Below are 19142 nucleotides of genomic sequence, written 5' to 3'. Positions count from 1 at the left end.
TGAGTGGTAAAAGGTAACGCAAGCGCAGAATGCACTCCCTTTGGATGTGCTCGGAGTGGTAAAAGGTAACGCAAGAGCGGAATGCACTCCCTTTTGAGGTGCTCGGAGTGGTAAAAGGTAACGCAAGCGCGGTATGCGACCTCTTTTTAGGCCTAAGGAGTGGAAAAAGGTAACGCAAACAGGTGAAGCGTTCCTTTTTCAGGCCAAAGTAGTATAGAGAGGGAACTTAAAATTGGAGTCAACTCAAAGGCTATTCGGTATTCATAGGAAAACTTGAATCAGCGGATTCGAAGGCTTTATTTGACTCCAAATAACAAACGTGATACTATTATCTCGAATTCGAGATATTATCCCAACTGAATTAATATATGGAAAAAATCTCAAAAAAGGAGAGATGAAAATGAACCGATTAAAAGGAATCCACCATGTGACTGCCATTACCAGCAGCGCTGAAAAGAACTATGAATTTTTCACATATGTCCTTGGCATGCGTTTGGTGAAGAAGACGGTGAACCAGGATGATATCCGTACGTATCATTTATTTTTCGCGGATGATAAAGGGTCAGCCGGCACGGATATGACGTTCTTCGATTTTCCGGGAATTCCAAAGGGAACGCACGGGACGGATGAAATCCATAAAACATCCTTCCGTGTTCCGGCCGATGTGGCCCTTGATTACTGGCTCAAACGATTTGATAAGTACAATGTAAACCATACGGGCATCAAAGAGGTGTTCGGCAAGAAGACGATTTCGTTCGCGGATTTCGATGACCAGCAGTACATGCTTGTGTCCGACGAGAACAATGAAGGCGTCGCTTCTGGAACACCCTGGCAGAATGGGCCAGTGCCGCTGGAATACGCCATCACCGGTTTGGGCCCAGTCCATATCCGCATCTCAAGATTCGATTATTTCAAGGAAGTTTTGGAGAAAGTCATGGATATGCAGGAAATCGCCCAGGAAGGAGCGCTGCACCTGTTTGAAATGGGGGAAGGCGGGAACGGTGCCCAGGTCATCGTGGAGCATAACACTGTTTTGCCGTCAGGCCGCCAGGGGTATGGGACTGTGCACCATACAGCGTTCCGTGTAGAGGATACCGCTGCCCTGAACGAGTGGATCGATCATATGCAGGTCGCCGGTTTCGCCACTTCCGGGTATGTCGACCGATTCTTTTTCGAATCGTTATACGCAAGAGTTTCCCCAGGCATCCTCTTCGAATGGGCGACGGACGGACCGGGGTTCATGGGCGACGAGCCGTACGAAACCCTCGGCGAAAAATTATCGCTCCCTCCATTTCTTGAGCCAAAGCGCGAACAGATTGAGAAATTAGTCCGTCCAATCGATACAGTTCGCAGTACGCTTGAATTGGAGAAAGAGTATGTATAATGTAACAATCCAGCAAAAACGGCCGAAGTTATCCCAAGAAACTTCGGCCGTTTTTCTTTTTAGCTATGTTAAATTTTCCACTCCAGGCACTTTACTTTCGGCAGGCGTGTCGGGAAGCCTCTTCGGCGTTTTGCGCCTCCGGGGTCCCTTGCCTTGCCCCGTACTCCCGCTGGAGTCTGCTTGTCTTCCGCTCTACCCGGTCCCTCAAAGCTTTTTTTTAGCTCTGTAAAACCTGGGTTGATTTCCTCTCCCGGCACTTTGCTTTCCGCGAGGCGTCAGTGGAGCTGGTCCAGCTTCAGCGCTTAGCCCCTCCGAGTCGCTTCGCTCCTGCCAATGAAGTCAAAGAGCGACTTCACTGGCAGGCCCTTCGACGGACAGGACGTAGTGCCGAGGTTGCCGCAGGACGCGGCGGTCTTAGTCGGCCAGCGCTTGTCGGGGCTGACCAAAGCGCTTCAGCTCCCCTTTCTCCTCGGCCCTTTGCGCCTGCGGGGTCTCCACCTTGCCACTGCATCCCCCATGAGTCAGCCCCTTCCGTTCCAATCAACTCTTTAAAAACAACATTCAGCTTTAACACAGCATTTTTTTAAAAAACTATGTTAACAATCAGTGTGGATTTTTGAATACCTGTTGGGTTGTTGGAAATGGTTTGGATGGCACACCTGCAGGATTAGCCTTCAACCACATTGCCTTCCGCTGGAATCGGATTCGACTTCAACAAGTTGGCGAAGTGCACCAGGTTGTATGCCATGATTCTCGCATGCTGCATCGTGAAATCGTTTTGATGACCTTTTGCTTCGATATAGGAAGGGCCAGGTCCCGCTTCGCCAACCCAATACGTATCAACATTTGGCGGAACTGTAAATCCGATATGCGATAGTGCGTAGATGAGGTAGCTTGAGACATTTTTGGCGCCATCTTCATTGCCTGTCACCACCGCTCCTCCAACCTTGTTATAGTAAATGTATTGCCCTTTTTCATTAGTGAGGCTGCTTCCCCCATAGAGCCTTTCAACAACTAAAGTGGCCAGGCTGCTCTGCTCACCGAGCCAGACGGAGGAACCAATCACGAGAATATCTGCCTGCTTTACTTTTTCAAAAATGGCTGGCCATTCATCTTGCTCGCTGACTGCCTCGTTGGTGATTCCGAAGCCTATATGGTAATCGGCCATTGTAAGGATATCCGTCTCTACGTTGAGCTCGTTGAAAATCTTGACGGCTTCATCAATAAGGGCGCGGGTATTGGAAGGTTTTGAGCTATCCTTGAGGCTGCAGTTCAGAACCAATGCTTTTATGGTCATATCCTCCACTCCTTTATTAGGTTTCCATGGATTCTTTTCCCCTCTTGAACTGTTAAAAACTTACGGGTGTGCAAGCAAATAAGGCCACACTCCTTGCAGCATGTCATTGGCGCTTGCCCCTCCGCAAGTGCAGCCCCCGACAATGCAGTTGTTCGCCACAACGAGTTCCTGTCTCATCCAATCAATTGGCCATCACACACCATTACGGAAATTTACATTGTCTTCATCTTGTAAAAAGACTTTACAAACTTTAACACTGCTTTAATTCAGAATTTTCATAGTGAAAATATAATTCTAGTTGGGAGTGGAGAATTCCTAAAAAAGCGATAAAGGGGAATCGGAAGAATGGATCGGCGATTATTCTTGACTTATGCAGGGAGTACGACTGCAGCATTGGTTGCAGCATCGACTGGGAATGCCATGACCGCAAACCATTTACTGAACGGTCAGCCTTCAGGAAAAGGCAAGCCTTTGACTGCGCCTTTTAAACCAATAAGCCGCACATGGGAAAATGACTTGGTATTGCCTCCTGGGTACAACTATTCGATTATCGCTTCCTACGGGGAAGAAATCAATTCAAAGGGGGAGCGGTTTGGGGATGCAGCGGACCTCACCGTATATTTCCCGATCGACGCACTTCAGGGCGGAAATAACTCGGAAGAAGGCCTGATTTGGGTGAACCATGAGTTTCCTGAACCGTCCAACTACATGAAGCTTCTTGGAATAAACGAAGCTACTTTCAAAAAAGAGAACCTGGCAAGTTATCCGGAATTGCTTAAGCTGGAAAAAGAAGCTGTTGGCGGCTCTGTCATTCACGTCAGGAAAGAACGGGGAACATGGAAGCTAGTGAAAAATGATACATATAACAGACGCGTGGACGGGAATACACCAATCGAATTGACTGGTCCGGCACGTGGGAGCAAGGCTGTAGGCGGGGCGACGAAAGTAATAGGATCCCTTGGAAATTGCAGCGGCGGAAGTACTTTATGGAACACGGCTTTATCCTGTGAGGAAAACACGGAATACGGCAGCTCTTATGGGTGGCCGAATTTCAATGACAATCATTATGGATGGGTAATGGAGGTCGATCCATTCGATCCAAACAAGCCTGTCAAGAAACATACCGCCCTTGGGCGTTTTGCTCATGAAAATGCAGCGATGGGCCTTACGAAAGATGGACGGGTTGTTGTTTATATGGGGGACGACAAGGGGGATGAATGCTTCTATAAATTCGTCAGCAGCAAGAAATTCAACCCTGCGAACCGTGAAGCCAACTTCGACATTTTGGAAAAAGGAACCCTGTTCGTAGCAAACCTTGGAGCGCAGAAGTGGATTGCGCTTGATCATGCAGCGAATGAAAAACTTCAATCCCAATTCGCTGACCAGGCAGATGTGCTGACGAATGCTCGCGCTGCAGCAAAAGCTGTCGGCGGTACGAAATTGGACCGTCCGGAGGATGTGGAAATCCACCCGAAAGATGGAACGGTATTCCTGTCGCTGACAAACAATTCAAAACACGGGAACTTCCACGGACAAATCATCCGGTTCATTCCAGCTGACGGAGACCACGGCAGTGATGCCTTTACGTTTGATGTATTTGTTGCTGGTGGGCAGCAAAGCGGGATCACCTGCCCTGACAATCTGCACTTTGACAGCAAAGGGAACCTCTGGGTGGTAGAAGATTACAGCGCAACGGAAGATAACGTATATGCGGCTTACAAGAATTGCGGAGTCTTCCTGATTCCGACCGATGGAAAAAACTACGGCATTCCCCACCAGTTCGCATCCGGCCCTAAAGGCTGCGAAGTAACAGGACCATGGCTGACACCAGATGAACGCACTTTATTCCTGGATGTCCAGCATCCAGAAACATGGAATCCTTATCCTGGCCAAACGTTTGGCAGATCCTGCCTAGTCGCTGTCCAGGGCGGAAGCTTCGTTAAATAATCATGTGGAGGTATGCTGAAATGATCTTTTCCTGCGAGAAACACGTCAAGGAAGGTCTCAAAGCGATCGACCTCCCGCATGTCCATACTATTTCAGAGTACGATAGTGACTTTGTCCAACAAGCGAAATGCGACATTTGCGGCAGAAGAGCAAGATACAAGCTGTTCAACTATTTATGCCACCGGAAAAAGAAACAGGCAATCTAAGAAGGAGGCAAGATCCATGCTTCAGAACATCGGAATTCCTGGGTTGATTTTAATCCTGGTGATTGCTCTCATTATATTCGGCCCTTCCAAGCTGCCTGAGATTGGCCGAGCCTTTGGCCGTACTCTGACAGAATTCAAGAGTGCCACAAAAGGACTTGTATCAGGAGAAGAAAAAGAGGAAGCATCAAAGGCTGAAATCAGCACAGCAGAAAAAAATTAAAATGCGGAAGGGGTAGGCGAGTGTTCTCGTCTACTTCTTTTTAAGAGAGTAGGATAAAATTCCACTTCGCACCAGCGATTATCCCCTCGCGGAAGCCTCGCCCTCCGATGAGCGATTGTCCTCTGGCTTAGGGTTGCGGGGAAGGTAAACGCCAAGGCTATTTCCTGTTCCAATGATGACGCCAAACCAGGGCGGTTAAGGACGACTTCACTGGCTGGCTCTTCCGTGTTTATTGCCGACGCTGTGCAGTGCTCAGCGTTCTTAGGCGGCCTGCGCTAGCCGGGCTGGTCGCGGTTGCACTTTTCTCATAAATGGAGGTTCAAGGATGGATACCAATGATCAGCAGCTTGTTGAACACCTGGGGGAGCTTCGCCAGCGGCTTATTTTAACAGTTGTGGTGTTTGCCTGTCTTTTTATTGCCAGTTTCATTTATGTCCATGATATTTATTACTGGTTAATGGGAGACATGGCTGTTAAGCTGGCGATTTTAGGACCCAGTGATATTTTAGTGGTGTATATGATTCTTTCAGGGGTTGTGGCGCTGGCTGGGACGATTCCATTTGCCGCATACCAGATATGGCGTTTCGTTGCCCCTGCGCTTACGAAGGAGGAGCGGAAGGTCACCCTGAGGTTCATACCTGGCCTGTTCCTGTTATTCATCACCGGGATTTCCTTCGGGTATTACGTGGTTTTTCCAATCGTGTTAGGTTTTTTAATGGAATTATCCACGGGGACCTTCGAGTTGATGTTTACAGCGGATAAGTATTTCCGGTTCATGGTCAGCCTCAGCCTGCCATTTGGCTTTCTCTTCGAAATGCCGCTTGTTGTCATGTTTTTGACAAGGCTGGGAATTCTCAATCCGATGATCCTTTCGAAGGCCCGGAAACTATCTTATTTTGTCCTGGTCGTCGTCTCGATCCTGATTACCCCGCCAGACTTGATTTCCGATATCCTGGTCATTGTTCCATTGCTCCTGCTCTACGAAATCAGCATCACGATATCCAAATTTGTGTACCGAAAAAAACTGATCAATGAAATGGACATGGCTTCCCAGCCGTGATCACTGCTGCAGACCTTCGAATTTCCTTAATTCCTATTCATGCGTGATCTGCCATATGCGGGAAAGAAGGGGAATTTTTAAAAAGACCTTGATTGGCACTCTGCCTTTCAAGGTTTATTTAGGATCGCGGGATGATTCCTTTTTCTGATGGAAAAGGATGGGCCACCGCCTCATGCCAGCGGGAATGGATAGGCCGGCCATCCGAAAATCTCTTGATCAACACCCCACTCCTTCATGTGAATCCCCAGGATGATTAGCATATTTGCTGATTACTGGGGAATAGGACAATAGGAGGCAATTGTTCCACCGAGAATAATTTGATTCCCTCCATCGCAGCCTAAGAAACAATATTATGAACAAGAGAATGGAGCATGATGTATGACAGGGATATTATTGGCTTTGATTCCGGCAGTGGCCTGGGGCAGCCTTGTTTTTTTCAGCAACAAGCTTGGCGGGGACGAGGATAGCCAGACATTGGGGACCACGGTGGGCGCACTGATTTTTGCGATTGCCATGTACATATATAAGGGGCCGGATTTGTCGGTTCTTATTTGGATTGTAGGATTCATTTCCGGTTTGTTCTGGTCCCTCGGGCAAAAAAATCAGTTTGGAGCTGTCCGGTATCTTGGCGTTGCAAAAACAGTTCCGATGTCGACGGGCTTGCAGCTGCTCGGCACGACTTTTTTCGGAGTCGCCATTTTCCATGAGTGGGAAACAAAGTTCACCATCCTCATAGGGGTTGCGGCGCTCGCCTGCATCATTGCAGGGGCGCTGATCATCTCGTTCAATAAAAGCGCGGATGACGATGGGACGAAAAACATGAAGAAAGGGTTGCTTGTCCTGCTTTTGTCGACTGTAGGATTCGTTACGTATGTCGTATTGATCCGCTGGTTTGAAATCGATGGCTGGTCAGCGATCCTTCCCCAGGCGGTGGGGATGGTATCAGGCGGCTTGCTGCTGACCATCAAGGACAAGCCATACAACAAGTATGCGGTGCGCAATATCTTGACCGGCCTGCTATGGGGAACCGGGAATCTTGGGCTGCTGCTCGCTTTGCCGAAAATAGGGGTGGCGACGAGCTTCTCGCTTTCGCAAACGGGCATTGTCATTTCCACCATCGGCGGCCTGTTCTTTTTGGACGAACGCAAGAGCAAAAAACAGGTATGGCTTGTCCTCCTGGGCTGCATCCTGATCATCGCAGGCGGAGTGTTGCTGGGAGTCACGAAAAAGTAAAGGAGCGAAGGATATGTATCCGGATTTGGAAGGGAAAGTCGTAGTCATCACAGGTGCCGGTACGGGGCTTGGCAAGGCAATGGCTGAGCGGTTCGGCGCGGAAAAAGCAAAGGTTGTCATCAATTATTACAAAGAGGAACAGGAAGTGAAAAGCATAATCGAGACGATTGAACAAGCTGGCGGCAGCGCGACAGCCATCCAGGGAGATGTCACAAAGGAAGAAGATATCAAACGGATGGTCGCCCACGCAGTCAAGACATATGGTTCACTCGATGTCATGGTCAACAACGCTGGAATCGAGAATGAAGTTCCATCAGAGGACCTCACGCTGGAAGATTGGAACAAAGTCATTTCCACAAATCTGACCGGCCAATTTTTAGGCTGCCGCGAGGCAATCGACTACATGATGGACAATAACATCAAAGGCTCCATCATCAACATGTCATCGGTCCACCAGGAAATTCCCTGGCCGCACTTTGTCCATTATGCAGCAAGCAAAGGCGGTGTGAAGCTGATGACCGAAACGCTTGCGCTTGAATTCGCCCCGCACGGAATCCGGGTGAACTGCATTGCGCCGGGAGCGATTGACACCCCGATCAATGCGGAAAAATTCGGGGATCCTGAATTGAAAAAGGGTGTAGAAGAACTCATCCCGATGGGCTACATCGGAAAACCGGAAGAAATCGCTGCCTGTGCGGCATGGCTTGCATCAGGCGAAGCCAGCTACGTCACCGGGCTGACACTGTTCGCCGATGGCGGCATGACCCAATACCCTGGTTTCCAGGCGGGGAAAGGATGAATTCATCAGTTTGGGCTTGGGCCAATTTTAGATCCTGATCCGCCATGGGATCAGGATCTTCCTTTGTCTCCGAACCTGCCAGCTAATCTCTGCAAGAAAGATTTCTTTTTTGGAGCATGGGGCTCTGCTATTTTTATAGACGTCCAATGGTCATCATATTCAGATGGATCCGTTAAAGGATCGATGTCGAAGTTCCGGCAAAAATCGTCGATGTCTTCATAATCAAAAAGCTGATTGTCCTGGCCATCATTTATTTCAAATGGGAATGGCATTCCTTCCTGTTCAACTCCATCGGTATCTTCGCCGTTGCGGATCATCCTGGACATTTGACCATCCTCGTGGACGCTCAGGCAATAGGTATCCACCGTGCTCTGGCCCATCACCTGGATGGCTGTACAGGAAAATTGCGCGGACAGTTTACTCGCCAGGCCAAATGGCGGTTCATATGCGTCGTGAAGGACGCTGATCCATTTCCCGGGAAGAATAGTTACCGCAAACCATTTTGGCTGTTCATTTTCGAAGAACGGAATGCCGGAATCCTGTCCAGCTTCCTGTCTCACTTCTTTTCCGTATTCATTGCTAAGCCAGTTCGCTAAAAACTCTTTTACTTCTTCAAGCTTGTCAGTGTGGATGTACATTGCATAAAAATTGATTGCCATTCGGCTGTCCTCCAGTAAGGTGATTTTAATGGCTGTGTGTTGATTTTCCGCTCTAGGCACGTCGCTTTCCCGCTGGCTTGCCGGGGACCTTCCCCCACACTCAGCGCCTCCTGGGTCTCCCTCTAGCGTTTCTCCTGTGGAAACCTTCGCGCCTCCCGATCCAAACCAGCAAACGAATCAAAAATATAACATTACTATTTTAATAGGAAGATGTGAGGCAAGGAAAGGAGTTTTTTCCTGTTCGGGCAACATTTGTTGTATTCTAGTAAAGGGACTTAAGAAGAGATTCATAATCGAGGTGAATGAAATTGGCTTGGAAAATCATGAATTCTAACACCCATAAAGTGGACCGGTTCGAAGTCCATGTTGATCGGGTCATCGTTCCGGATGGAGGAAAAGACCTATTCTTATTTGGATTTTGCCAAAGGAGTGTGCATCCTGCCTATCACGAATGAGAATAAAATCATCTGTTTGAGGCAATACCGCCATCCAATAAAAAGCTGGGAATGGGAGTTGCCGGCCGGAACGATAGAAGGAAGCTCGCCGATTGAGGCAGCCAAGACAGAGCTGGAAGAAGAGACAGGGCATGTTGCCGAGCACTGGCTGGAGCTGGGAAGCTTCTATCCTTCACCCGGTTCGACAACGGAGGAAATCTTTTTGTATGCAGCAGCCGGCCTGACAGAAACGGGGCAAAAGCTTGAAAACAGCGAACAGATTGAACTCCATGAGCTGGAGATGGAGGAAGTAAAGGAACTGATTGCAAGGGGCGAGTTCAAGCATGGTGCAGGATTAGCCGCCATTTTGCGGTACAAATTCATGACCGATTGATTCGTGAGTCCTATCCTTAACTGGGTAGGATTTTTTTGCATTATATTCCCAATTTTTGTATCTTTTATATAAAAATAGTTACCTAGGTAAACAATTGTGTTATAGTAGTAATATTGTAAATTAGCGAAAAAGAGGAGCAGTGGCAACCATGGAGGAGAGGCACGAACTGTTTCATGGCATCCGGCGGCTATCGAGGATCTTGGCGAAGAGGCTGAATGAGGCGCTGGAACCATATGGGATTTACAGTTCCCAGTGGTCGGTCCTTTTTGTATTGAAGGAAAAAGGATCGATGACGCAGAAGGAACTCGCAAGCTATCTGGAAATAGAAGCACCGCCTTTGACAAGGACGCTCCAGAAGCTCCATGCGCTTGGCTATATCGAACAGCGGGCGGGAGCGGATAAAAGGACAAAGCATATTGTTTTGACAGAGAGAGCTCTTGAAAGTTATCCGGAGCTGGAAAAAGCCGTCCTGGCTGCAAATGAGCAGATTGTCAGCGGGCTTCCCGAAACCAGCCAGAAAGAGCTTAAAAATATCCTTTCGGAATGGCTGGAGAAATTATAAGAAAGAAGTGATCAACTTGAATGGAACACCAAAATTGTGGACAAGGAATTTTATCGCCGTATCGGCCGGCAATTTCTTCTTATTCATGAATTTCTATTTTCTCCTCGTCACACTCCCCGTGTATGTCCTCGATGAACTTGGAGGCTCCAAGTCATCCGCAGGATTGCTGACGACTGCTTTCCTCCTCGCCGCGATTTTCATCAGGCCGTTTGCCGGACAGTTGATTGAGCGTACGAGTGCCAGAAACGTCCTGCTGATTTCCTTGGGAATCTTCCTGGCTACGACGCTCGTATATTTTTTCATACATGATGTGGGGCAAATAGTGGCTGTTCGTTTTTTCCATGGGCTAAGCTTTGGAGCGGCAACGACAGCAGCGGGTTCGATTGTCGCAGAAATCATCCCGGATCAAAGAAGGGGAGAGGGGATGGGCTATTTTGTCCTATCCTCCACACTGGCGATGGTCATGGGGCCGTACCTCGGATTGACGGCTTTGCAAAATGGCGGTGTCAACTTGATGCTATCCATTGCTGCAGCAGCTTCGATTGGCGGCCTGGCGGCAGGTCTGATGCTGACGGAATCCAAGAAGGCAGGAGCAACGGCCTCAAAAGGATGGTCAAAGCTGACAATGGATTCGCTTTTCGAAGTCACCGCACTCCCGATCGCTGCCACTGGAGCATTTTTCGCTGTCGTGTATTCCTCGATTCTTTCCTTCATTTCTGTATATGCAAGTGAATTGAATCTCGGCCATGTCGCAAGCTTCTTCTTCGTGGTATATGCGGTTGTCCTCCTGCTATCGCGCCCGGTCACCGGAAGATGGTACGACCAGTTTGGAGCCAATGTCATCGTTTTCCCGGCCATCCTTCTTTTCGCGATCGGAATGTTCTTGCTGAGCCAGACAGACTCAGCTTTCATGTTCTTATTGGCAGCCGCCTTCACAGGGCTCGGCTGGGGTACGTTGTTCCCGACGTTCCAGACGATTGCGATCGAGTCTGCCTCACCGAAGCGCAAGGCAATGGCGACGGCAACGTTCCTGTCCGTCTTTGATGCCGGGCTTGGCCTTGGTTCTTATGTCATCGGCCTGGTCGCGGCAGGGATCCCGTTCAGCCAGCTGTATTTTTACAGTTCTTTCTATGTGCTGGCAGGAATGGCGGTTTACTTTTTCCTTCATTTAAAAAAAGATGCCAAAGCAGCTGGACAAGTGTCCTATTCAAAAGTGAACGATGCAAATTAGATGATAACAGCCTTTTCCCATTCGCGGATTAGGCTGTTTTTTTTATATAAAGGCTCTACTGTCCGTATTCTTGTTATAATCAACATAAGAACAAGTATTCGGGGGTGTCAAGGTGAGCAAAGCGTTTAGCAACTTGTTGAAGTATATCGACAAATTACCACACACCCAAAAAGAACAAGTATATCAATGGGTTAAACGCTATGTTGAACTTTCATCCTTTGTTGGTGGTCGTTTAATCAATGAAATGAGAGAAACCCGATTCAAGGAAGGGTTTGAGTGTCCTCATTGTTCATCAGAACACGTTGTTCGGTTCGGAAAGTATAACGGTCGCCAACGCTACCGTTGTAAGTGTTGCAACAAGACTTTTACTGACACAACCAACACTGTTTTGTATCGAACTCGGAAAGGTGACGAATGGATTACATTTGTTGATTGTATGTTCAAAGGATATTCCTTGCGAAAATCGGCTGAAATCGTAGGTGTTACTTGGGTTACACTTTTTTATTGGAGGCACAAACTGTTAAACGCCTTGAAACAAATGGATATTGAACATTTTGATGGTGTCGTTGAAATTGACGAGACCTATTTCCTGTACTCTCAAAAGGGACAACGGGGCATTACGGAACGTAAACCTCGTAAACGTGGCGGAAAGTCCAAACATAGAGGAATAAGCCACGAACAGGTTTGTGTTCTCGTTGCAAGAGACCGAACAAAGGCAACCGTATCCAAAGTTGCTTGTATGGGGCGTATTGTGAAAACAAAAGTCGATACTTTAATTGGTTCTAAACTTTCCAACGAAAACGTACTTGTCACAGATGCTTGGAGAGCCTATAAAACCTATGCAAAAGAAAAAGGATGAGAGCATTACAGAATTAAATCAGACGGTGGCAAACACGTTATTAAGGGCTTGTATCATATTCAAAATGTAAATGGTCTCCATTCTCGTTTGAAACAATGGATAGACCGCTTTAAAGGTGTGGCTACGAAATATCTTGATAATTACCTTGCTTGGTTCTTATTTGTCGATAGTCGTAGTAACGAAAGCACTAAACAGCATATAAAAGAATTCCTATTAACATCATTTGTATTTGAAATGATAGACACATATGATAGTTTACGACTGTTAAAATTTAATGTGTAATCTTTATTCAACGAGGCAGGTTATTGGACAATGTTGCTTCTAAACGGGTTATTTGAAACTTATTTCAATTGAAACCGTAAAAATAGTTATATTCAAAAGGAGGATAATAAAATGTTTGAATACAAGTTCGTCAAAATAGAGTTTAAAAAAATTTCTGGTAAGCCTAATGAAGATTATCGAGAAGTAATTAAAAGTCACGCAGAACAGGGATGGCGGTTTGTTCAAATTTTCTCTCCTGACTTTGCAACTTCAGGAGTTGCAGTGGGTTCTTATTATGAACTAATCTTTGAAAGACCTTTACAACAGTAAACTGAGCAGTAACCATAGGTTAAAAAGTTTGTAAAACATTGCACTTAACTATCAGTGAAAAAGATTAAAGGAAACCCTACTAAATTGGGTTTCCTTTAATTTTTATGCGATTTCAACATTAAAATTTAACAGAGCCTATATAAAAAGCGGACGTGCTCATTTCTTTCTCCTTTTTCATAAATTGAATGGGAACTATTTGCCTGGAGGGATCACGATGTATGTTTACCCGGGTTATCAGGGGAGCCAGTTTGCTGATGGTTTTTATGAGCGGCAGCAGCCTTATCCCTATCCTTTCAATCAGTACTACCTGAATCATCATCCGAATTATCTGTATTATGGTCAGATCCACCCGCACCATCCGCACCACTCACAGTACCATGAACATCACCACCATCCGTTTCCCGGATACCTTTATCCCTGGCACCATTATTATTGATAGGATGGTCAGCCAGTAAGCTGGAAGGAATGGGATCACCCAGGGAAGGCTGTCTACTTCACACCAGAACATGCCTGATTGGAGAAATGCGCGCCCGTCCAAATCATGTAGCTTACGAGCAATAGTACGGGACGATAGAAGCGGATGCACAGGGATCGCTTTAGATACAATGGCAGGACGGCAATCGCGTTAATTGAAATTTTGGAGAAATATGGGGGCAATGTCCCTCATGTTTTTTGTAAAAAAATTATATTTTCAGTAAAAAAATGATAGAAATCCAGCGTTCGGCGTTATAAAATATTCTCACCAAAAGTGAATTCAATCTCAGCCATCGACAGGAGGAAACGAAACACACCTAAACAATCAACGGTTCCGGCAAGGCCATTCCAGTTGTTCAAAAATTTCATACGAGAATAAGAGGTAGGCGAAATGACTCTATATGAATCATCCATTAAAGAACAAACTATCTTTAACCATGTTGGGAATAAAATCATCACAGATGATCGGGAAATCAGCATCATTGCCAGATTAGAGGAACCATTGATTGTAATTTTAGGAAATGTTTTAAGCGATATCGAATGCGATGGACTGATCAGGCTGTCAAGCGACAGGATGAAGCGTTCCAAGATTGGGAATGTCCGTGAAGTCGATGAGTTGAGGACGAGCAGCAGCATGTTTTTCCAGGAAGGTGAAAATGAGCTGGTGGAAAGGATTGAGAAAAGGGTTTCCCAGATCATGAATGTCCCTGCTGCGCATGGCGATGGCCTGCAGGTCATGAATTATGAAATTGGCCAGGAGTACAAAGCCCACTTCGATTATTTTTCAGAGGCCAGCAATCCGCGGATCAGCACGCTGGTCATGTACCTGAATGATGTCGAACAAGGCGGGGAAACCTACTTCCCGAAATTGAATTTTGCTGTGTCGCCGCAAAAGGGCATGGCCGTTTATTTTGAGTATTTCTATGACAACCCGGCATCGAATGAACTGACCCTCCACGGAGGAGCGCCAGTCGTCATCGGTGACAAATGGGCAGCAACGCAGTGGATGAGAAGGAAAAGATTGAAATAGATACCTTTGGAGGGAGAAGCAATCATTTGCTTCTTTTTTTAATAAAATAGTCAATCTGACGCTGAGTGCATTTTTTTCGGAAGTGATTTTTCAATACATTTTGGTTGGAGCACTCCAGCGGGGGTACGGGGCAGGGGAGACCATGGAGGCGGAAAGTGCCTGGGAGGCTCCCCGGCACGCCCGCGGAATGCGAGGTGCCTGGAGTGGAAACGACAATCAAATGTAATACAGCCTTTCGGAAAACCGCGCTGCCATCATAAAGGAAGCCGCCGCTAGTCCAGTTCCCGATCAATGGCAGCGTTGATTGGAATCCGCCACCCGCTTTAAATGGACGGCGGATTTCCTTATTCCCGATACACATCAAATAAGAAAGCGTAATCGTCTTTCGCATCCATTCCCGTCCGTTTACCAAAGCGCTTCTTCTGGTATTCGGAAACAGGGAATGATGTTAAGATCAAAATAGTGATGCACAGGATCATCAAGATCGCAATGCCTGTGAGAATAACCATAGAGCAAGCCTCCCTTTATTTGTATTTAAAGCATAATTTGTGAAACGCGTTTCAGGGCAAGGGAAAATTTCCGGAGGGGTGAAGTGGATGGCGAACATCAAAGATATTGCGAAGATGGCAGGAGTATCTGTGACAACGGTTTCCCGCGTCTTGAATGACCATCCGTATGTCAGCGATGGAAAAAGGGAAGCCGTCTTAAGGGCAATCGAGAAGAGTGATTACCAGCGCAATATCAATGCGGTTCACCTAAGCAAAGGCGAGACGATGCTGATCGGGGTTGTTGTGCCGTTCATCAACCATGCTTATTTCGGGCTGATGCTCGAGGGGATTGCGGATGAGGCGGTGAAAAACAATTACAAGCTCGTCCTTTTCCAGACGAATTACGAGGAAAGCAGGGAAATCGAAGCGCTGAATATGCTGCAGAACAAGCAAATTGATGCGCTGGTCATCTGTTCGCGGATTTGCCGCTGGGAAATCATTGAGGAATACACATCATACGGGCCGATCGTGTTCAGTGAAGATGCCAGGGAACGGGAGGTTTCTTCAACTTACATCAACCATTATAAAACCTTTCGGGATGCGCTTAAATACCTCCATGATAAGGGCCACCGGAAAATCGGCTATTGCATCGGCAGGAAAGCGGGAGCGAACAGTATCCAGAGGGACAGGGCCTACCGGGATTTTCTCGGAAAAATCAAGATGCCGTACAATCCTGATTTCGTCTTCCACGACTGCTTTCATTTCGAAGACGGGGCGAAGGTGGTCGAGCGGCTGGCAAGGATGGGCGAGCCACCGACTGCGCTGCTGGTCACAAGTGACAGTGTTGCCGCCGGGATCATGACCTGCTGCCAGGAACGGGGAATCAGGATTCCTGAAGACCTTGCGATCATGGGTTTCGATAATCAACCGGTCGCACAGGTCATGCACATCTCCACGCTGGAGATCCCGCTCGCTGAAATAGGGAGGAATTTATTTCTTCAGGCAACAAACAAGGCTGAGCATACCCATGAGGAAGTATCCGTGAAGGTGATCGAGCGGCACACGGTGTAAGGGAGAAGCCTATCACAGGTGAGGGCAGGACTCCTGTAAGGAGTAAAGGACAGAGGACAGTCCAAAAGGAAATCAGAAAGCTGGATTTGGGACCTAGCCTCCCAAATCCAGCCGTTTTTTTTTGGAAATTGGTGCTGGAAAAAATAGAATTCGCAGGTTTAATAGAAAAGGATGGAATTAGTGGCAGGAAACATGGAAAATCACTCGAACAAATATATTTAAATGAAAACAATAAGCGCGGTTGATTAACTGCAGGGGGTAAGGGTATGGAGATCGAAATCAGGAAATTAAGTGATTGCCCATTACAGGATGGAGTGGAAGCGTTCAATGCGGGATTTGAGGGATATTTCCACGAACAAAGGGTGGATATCCATTCGCTGGCAAAGAGATTTGGACAGGAGGATCTTTCACCAGACTATTCAGTTGTCGCGTACCATGATGGCAAACCTTCAGGCATCGTCATCAGCGGCATAAAGGAAATGGGCGGTGAAATTGTTGCCTGGAATGGCGGGACAGGGGTCGCAAAGGAATTAAGGGGCAAGGGAATCGGAAAAAAATTAATGGAAGCCGCATTAGAAATTTATAAAGAAAACCATGTAAGATTTGCAACGCTCGAAGCGCTGACAAAAAATGAAGCCGCAATCCATCTGTATAAACAAATGGGCTATTCAGTAACGAAACGCCTGAAGTTCCTCAAATACAATGAAGCATTCGCTGAAGATCCATTCCGGTCAGAATCCAGCCATGCAGTGGAAATCGTATCACCTGCAGAATTGACAGCCATTGATTTTTATTTGCACAAAACTCCGTGGCAGACCCACGCAAGCAATGTCCGTGACGGGCATGCAGCCATCTTGCGTGATGGAAAGAATGGGATTGCCGGATACTCTCTTTATAAGAAGCAATATAAAGAAGGCAAGGTTGCGAGCATCAGCTTATTCCAGCTCGAGGCCGCAGAAGATCGCCCAGATAAAACGGAGGTGATGAAAGCCTTGCTGGCCCATACATTCGCACCCCTCCAGGGCGAAGTAAAAAGGACGACGTTCAATTTACGTGATGACAACGATGACTTGCTGGAACTGTTAATTGAAAATAGTTTCAAGGAATGGGAAGAGCAGGTGTGGATGATCAAGGAATTAGGAGAATGAGTTAAGGTGAGCCGGTCCCAGGAGTAAGCATCCCAGGTCTTTTTTTAACTAGACAATCACCTTACTTGGTGAAAAAGGGGAATTCTGGAAAGTTAAGCCATGCCCTGTTGAAAAGACTGTCCTTCAATTGCAAACCATTGAGTGCAAGGAAGAAAGGTCTGCGAGGATGAGAATGGAACTTATCGGAAACGGATGAACGCATCTATGGCTTGGGGCAAGAGACCCCAGCCTTTTGTTTTTAAAGGCGAAGCTTTACACTATGGCTGAAGGGTATAATACAATAATCAAAGTATACTTTAAAGGATATGGACCAACAATGGAACGGAGGGGGATTCGATGATTGATAAAAATCAACCAGGCTGGAATCTCGATAACAGCTACGCGCAGCTGCCCCAGCCCTTTTATACGAAAATAGATTTGAACCCGGTTAAGGCTCCGAAGCTGGTGAAGCTGAACGAGAAGCTGGCGGACTCTCTCGGACTGGAAGCGGAAGCACTCAGGGAGGAAGAAACAGTCGCGATGTTTGCAGGGAATAAGGTTCCCGCAGAGGCGGAACCGCTGGCACAGGCGTATGCTGGGCACCAGTTCGGCCACTTTACGATGCTCGGCGATGGCAGGGCGCTGCTGATCGGCGAGCAGCTTGACCCCGATGGGATGAGGTTTGATATCCAGCTCAAAGGTTCAGGCAGGACCCCGTATTCGCGGGGAGGCGATGGCCGCGCGGGTCTTGGGCCGATGCTTCGCGAATATATCATCAGTGAAGCGATGCATGCACTGGGAATCCCTACTTCCCGCAGCCTGGCAGTCGTGACGACAGGCGAAACGATCATCCGAGAGACGATGCAGCAAGGGGCGATCCTCACCCGCGTCGCGTCCAGCCATCTTCGTGTCGGGACTTTCCAATATGCTGCAAACTGGGGTACCGAAGAAAATCTTCGGGCACTTGCTGATTATACGATCAACCGTCACTATCCACGTATCAAGGACGCGGAAAACCCATACCTTTCCCTGTTAAAAAAAGTGATCGACCGCCAGGCAGGACTGATTGCCAAATGGCAGCTTGCCGGTTTCATCCATGGCGTGATGAACACGGATAATATGACGATCAGCGGGGAGACCATCGATTATGGTCCATGCGCGTTCATGGACACGTATGATCCGGCTACAGTGTTCAGCTCGATTGACCGGGAAGGCCGCTATGCGTATGGCAATCAGCCATACATAGGCGGCTGGAACCTGGCGCGTTTCGCTGAAACCCTTCTGCCCCTGCTTCATGAGGAAGAAAAACAGGCGATTGAACTGGCGCAGGCCGCGATTTCCGAATACCCTGACCTGTTCGAAGCGAAGTGGCTGGCGGGGATGAGGGCGAAGCTTGGGCTCTTTAACGAGGAGAAAGGGGACAAAGCACTGGTTGAGGAACTATTGAAACTCATGAATGCCAATCGCGCGGATTATACAAATACCTTCCGTGCGCTGACGATGGGGAAACAGGATGAAACCGAACTGTTCAAAAGTGAAGAATATGCGAAATGGCATGAGAAGTGGCAGGAAAGGCTGAGCAGGCAGCAGGAATCCAAGGAGTCCTCGAATCAGCTGATGAAAAACAGCAATCCGGCGGTCATCCCGCGGAACCACCGGGTGGAAGCTGCGCTTGAAGCCGCAATTGAACAAGGCGACTACAGTGTGATGGAGGAACTGCTTGCTATACTGGCAGACCCATACGCCTATTCCCAAGAACAGGCAGAGTATTGCCAGCCGCCTGCGCCATCGAAAGTTCCATATCGAACGTATTGCGGCACATGATAAAAAGAAGGTAGCAAACCTTTTCCGATGACGGAAGAGGTTTTTTCTTTTGCCATAGATGAATCTGGAAACCCACCAGGGGGAGCCAGAGCCTTGAGCAGATTGGCCGAAAAGCGCACCTCGAACCGATGGAGGGGAGGGCAAATAACAGTGGTTCACTGCCAGGCATCTTCCCGGGGCGATGATTGATTGTTGATAAAGTGCATACAATCCTGGGAAAATGCAAAAATTATTCCAAGAATAGTTATTTCC

Annotated in this window: 19 protein-coding genes and 1 pseudogene; 17 read left to right on the top strand and 3 right to left on the bottom strand. The window is 47.5% G+C overall.

Features of this window, described 5'->3' with window-relative positions:
- Nucleotides 1–400 precede the first annotated feature (400 nt).
- Nucleotides 401–1384, top strand: a complete 984-nt coding sequence (locus JJQ88_RS17450) for a ring-cleaving dioxygenase (RefSeq protein ID WP_210367319.1) — start codon at nucleotides 401–403, stop codon at nucleotides 1382–1384.
- A gap of 667 nt (nucleotides 1385–2051) precedes the next feature.
- Here the strand turns inward: JJQ88_RS17450 and JJQ88_RS17445 are convergent.
- Complete coding sequence (locus JJQ88_RS17445) at nucleotides 2052–2681, bottom strand: flavodoxin family protein (RefSeq protein WP_246861257.1); 630 nt, start codon at nucleotides 2679–2681, stop codon at nucleotides 2052–2054.
- Nucleotides 2682–3026: 345 nt separating this feature from the next.
- Here JJQ88_RS17445 and JJQ88_RS17440 point away from each other — a divergent pair, with 345 nt between their 5' ends.
- The 6 genes from JJQ88_RS17440 to JJQ88_RS17415 all read left to right on the top strand — a co-directional run bounded on the left by JJQ88_RS17440 (nucleotide 3027) and on the right by JJQ88_RS17415 (nucleotide 8146).
- On the top strand, nucleotides 3027–4628 hold the full coding sequence (locus JJQ88_RS17440) for a PhoX family protein (RefSeq protein ID WP_210367318.1): 1602 nt from the start codon (nucleotides 3027–3029) through the stop codon (nucleotides 4626–4628).
- A 20-nt stretch (nucleotides 4629–4648) separates the two neighbouring features.
- On the top strand, nucleotides 4649–4834 hold the full coding sequence (locus tag JJQ88_RS17435) for a hypothetical protein (RefSeq protein ID WP_210367317.1): 186 nt from the start codon (nucleotides 4649–4651) through the stop codon (nucleotides 4832–4834).
- A gap of 16 nt (nucleotides 4835–4850) precedes the next feature.
- Nucleotides 4851–5054: a twin-arginine translocase TatA/TatE family subunit gene (gene tatA / locus JJQ88_RS17430; RefSeq protein ID WP_210367316.1), complete on the top strand. Its 204-nt coding sequence runs from the start codon at nucleotides 4851–4853 to the stop codon at nucleotides 5052–5054.
- Nucleotides 5055–5379: 325 nt separating this feature from the next.
- Nucleotides 5380–6114: a twin-arginine translocase subunit TatC gene (gene tatC / locus JJQ88_RS17425; RefSeq protein WP_210367315.1), complete on the top strand. Its 735-nt coding sequence runs from the start codon at nucleotides 5380–5382 to the stop codon at nucleotides 6112–6114.
- Between the two features lie 378 nt (nucleotides 6115–6492).
- A complete protein-coding gene (locus JJQ88_RS17420; protein ID WP_210367314.1) occupies nucleotides 6493–7347 on the top strand; it encodes a GRP family sugar transporter in 855 nt (284 codons plus the stop codon).
- Nucleotides 7348–7360: 13 nt separating this feature from the next.
- Nucleotides 7361–8146 carry a glucose-1-dehydrogenase gene (locus tag JJQ88_RS17415; RefSeq protein ID WP_210367313.1) on the top strand — a complete coding sequence of 262 codons (786 nt, stop codon included), beginning with the start codon at nucleotides 7361–7363 and terminating at the stop codon, nucleotides 8144–8146.
- 50 nt (nucleotides 8147–8196) lie between these two features.
- Here JJQ88_RS17415 and JJQ88_RS17410 read toward each other — a convergent pair whose 3' ends face one another.
- A complete protein-coding gene (locus tag JJQ88_RS17410; RefSeq protein ID WP_210367312.1) occupies nucleotides 8197–8805 on the bottom strand; it encodes a hypothetical protein in 609 nt (202 codons plus the stop codon).
- 363 nt (nucleotides 8806–9168) lie between these two features.
- Here JJQ88_RS17410 and JJQ88_RS17405 point away from each other — a divergent pair, with 363 nt between their 5' ends.
- The 7 genes and pseudogenes from JJQ88_RS17405 (at nucleotide 9169) to JJQ88_RS17375 (ending at nucleotide 14380) form a co-directional block, all read left to right on the top strand.
- Nucleotides 9169–9633 (top strand): NUDIX hydrolase, encoded by a 465-nt coding sequence (locus tag JJQ88_RS17405; protein WP_246861256.1) that lies wholly within the window; start codon nucleotides 9169–9171, stop codon nucleotides 9631–9633.
- A gap of 148 nt (nucleotides 9634–9781) precedes the next feature.
- Nucleotides 9782–10195 carry a MarR family winged helix-turn-helix transcriptional regulator gene (locus JJQ88_RS17400; protein WP_210367311.1) on the top strand — a complete coding sequence of 138 codons (414 nt, stop codon included), beginning with the start codon at nucleotides 9782–9784 and terminating at the stop codon, nucleotides 10193–10195.
- Nucleotides 10196–10211: 16 nt separating this feature from the next.
- On the top strand, nucleotides 10212–11426 hold the full coding sequence (locus tag JJQ88_RS17395) for an MFS transporter (RefSeq protein ID WP_246861255.1): 1215 nt from the start codon (nucleotides 10212–10214) through the stop codon (nucleotides 11424–11426).
- Between the two features lie 112 nt (nucleotides 11427–11538).
- A pseudogene (locus JJQ88_RS17390) lies at nucleotides 11539–12567 on the top strand (IS1595 family transposase).
- 111 nt (nucleotides 12568–12678) lie between these two features.
- A complete protein-coding gene (locus JJQ88_RS17385) occupies nucleotides 12679–12876 on the top strand; it encodes a DUF4177 domain-containing protein (RefSeq protein ID WP_210367309.1) in 198 nt (65 codons plus the stop codon).
- A gap of 214 nt (nucleotides 12877–13090) precedes the next feature.
- Nucleotides 13091–13312, top strand: a complete 222-nt coding sequence (locus JJQ88_RS17380; protein ID WP_210367308.1) for a hypothetical protein — start codon at nucleotides 13091–13093, stop codon at nucleotides 13310–13312.
- Between the two features lie 429 nt (nucleotides 13313–13741).
- Nucleotides 13742–14380, top strand: a complete 639-nt coding sequence (locus JJQ88_RS17375) for a 2OG-Fe(II) oxygenase (protein WP_210367307.1) — start codon at nucleotides 13742–13744, stop codon at nucleotides 14378–14380.
- Between the two features lie 344 nt (nucleotides 14381–14724).
- On the opposite strand, the gene JJQ88_RS17370 is transcribed toward JJQ88_RS17375, so the two are convergent.
- Nucleotides 14725–14889: a hypothetical protein gene (locus tag JJQ88_RS17370; protein ID WP_210367306.1), complete on the bottom strand. Its 165-nt coding sequence runs from the start codon at nucleotides 14887–14889 to the stop codon at nucleotides 14725–14727.
- 87 nt (nucleotides 14890–14976) lie between these two features.
- Between JJQ88_RS17370 and JJQ88_RS17365 the strand changes: the two genes are divergently transcribed.
- The 3 genes from JJQ88_RS17365 to JJQ88_RS17355 all read left to right on the top strand — a co-directional run bounded on the left by JJQ88_RS17365 (nucleotide 14977) and on the right by JJQ88_RS17355 (nucleotide 18890).
- Nucleotides 14977–15939, top strand: coding sequence for a LacI family DNA-binding transcriptional regulator (locus JJQ88_RS17365; protein WP_210367305.1), 963 nt, complete (start codon nucleotides 14977–14979; stop codon nucleotides 15937–15939).
- Nucleotides 15940–16205: 266 nt separating this feature from the next.
- On the top strand, nucleotides 16206–17087 hold the full coding sequence (locus JJQ88_RS17360) for a GNAT family N-acetyltransferase (RefSeq protein ID WP_210367304.1): 882 nt from the start codon (nucleotides 16206–16208) through the stop codon (nucleotides 17085–17087).
- Between the two features lie 336 nt (nucleotides 17088–17423).
- On the top strand, nucleotides 17424–18890 hold the full coding sequence (locus JJQ88_RS17355; protein ID WP_210367303.1) for a protein adenylyltransferase SelO: 1467 nt from the start codon (nucleotides 17424–17426) through the stop codon (nucleotides 18888–18890).
- The last annotated feature ends 252 nt before the right edge of the window (nucleotides 18891–19142 follow it).

It is taken from the genome of Bacillus sp. REN3, assembly GCF_017912555.1.
Lineage (GTDB): Bacteria > Bacillota > Bacilli > Bacillales > Cytobacillaceae > Mesobacillus.
Note: the sequence above shows the minus strand (reverse complement) of the source record. Positions and strands in the feature narration are given on the sequence as shown.

What these genes read in the sequence shown, in the direction of transcription:
- JJQ88_RS17450 (WP_210367319.1), top strand. Translation starts at nt 401, where the DNA reads ATGAACCGATTAAAAGGAATCCACCATGTGACTGCCATTACCAGCAGC.
- JJQ88_RS17445 (WP_246861257.1), bottom strand. Translation starts at nt 2,681, where the DNA reads ATGACCATAAAAGCATTGGTTCTGAACTGCAGCCTCAAGGATAGCTCA.
- JJQ88_RS17440 (WP_210367318.1), top strand. Translation starts at nt 3,027, where the DNA reads ATGGATCGGCGATTATTCTTGACTTATGCAGGGAGTACGACTGCAGCA.
- JJQ88_RS17435 (WP_210367317.1), top strand. Translation starts at nt 4,649, where the DNA reads ATGATCTTTTCCTGCGAGAAACACGTCAAGGAAGGTCTCAAAGCGATC.
- tatA (WP_210367316.1), top strand. Translation starts at nt 4,851, where the DNA reads ATGCTTCAGAACATCGGAATTCCTGGGTTGATTTTAATCCTGGTGATT.
- tatC (WP_210367315.1), top strand. Translation starts at nt 5,380, where the DNA reads ATGGATACCAATGATCAGCAGCTTGTTGAACACCTGGGGGAGCTTCGC.
- JJQ88_RS17420 (WP_210367314.1), top strand. Translation starts at nt 6,493, where the DNA reads ATGACAGGGATATTATTGGCTTTGATTCCGGCAGTGGCCTGGGGCAGC.
- JJQ88_RS17415 (WP_210367313.1), top strand. Translation starts at nt 7,361, where the DNA reads ATGTATCCGGATTTGGAAGGGAAAGTCGTAGTCATCACAGGTGCCGGT.
- JJQ88_RS17410 (WP_210367312.1), bottom strand. Translation starts at nt 8,805, where the DNA reads ATGGCAATCAATTTTTATGCAATGTACATCCACACTGACAAGCTTGAA.
- JJQ88_RS17405 (WP_246861256.1), top strand. Translation starts at nt 9,169, where the DNA reads ATGTTGATCGGGTCATCGTTCCGGATGGAGGAAAAGACCTATTCTTAT.
- JJQ88_RS17400 (WP_210367311.1), top strand. Translation starts at nt 9,782, where the DNA reads ATGGAGGAGAGGCACGAACTGTTTCATGGCATCCGGCGGCTATCGAGG.
- JJQ88_RS17385 (WP_210367309.1), top strand. Translation starts at nt 12,679, where the DNA reads ATGTTTGAATACAAGTTCGTCAAAATAGAGTTTAAAAAAATTTCTGGT.
- JJQ88_RS17380 (WP_210367308.1), top strand. Translation starts at nt 13,091, where the DNA reads ATGTATGTTTACCCGGGTTATCAGGGGAGCCAGTTTGCTGATGGTTTT.
- JJQ88_RS17375 (WP_210367307.1), top strand. Translation starts at nt 13,742, where the DNA reads ATGACTCTATATGAATCATCCATTAAAGAACAAACTATCTTTAACCAT.
- JJQ88_RS17370 (WP_210367306.1), bottom strand. Translation starts at nt 14,889, where the DNA reads ATGGTTATTCTCACAGGCATTGCGATCTTGATGATCCTGTGCATCACT.
- JJQ88_RS17365 (WP_210367305.1), top strand. Translation starts at nt 14,977, where the DNA reads ATGGCGAACATCAAAGATATTGCGAAGATGGCAGGAGTATCTGTGACA.
- JJQ88_RS17360 (WP_210367304.1), top strand. Translation starts at nt 16,206, where the DNA reads ATGGAGATCGAAATCAGGAAATTAAGTGATTGCCCATTACAGGATGGA.
- JJQ88_RS17355 (WP_210367303.1), top strand. Translation starts at nt 17,424, where the DNA reads ATGATTGATAAAAATCAACCAGGCTGGAATCTCGATAACAGCTACGCG.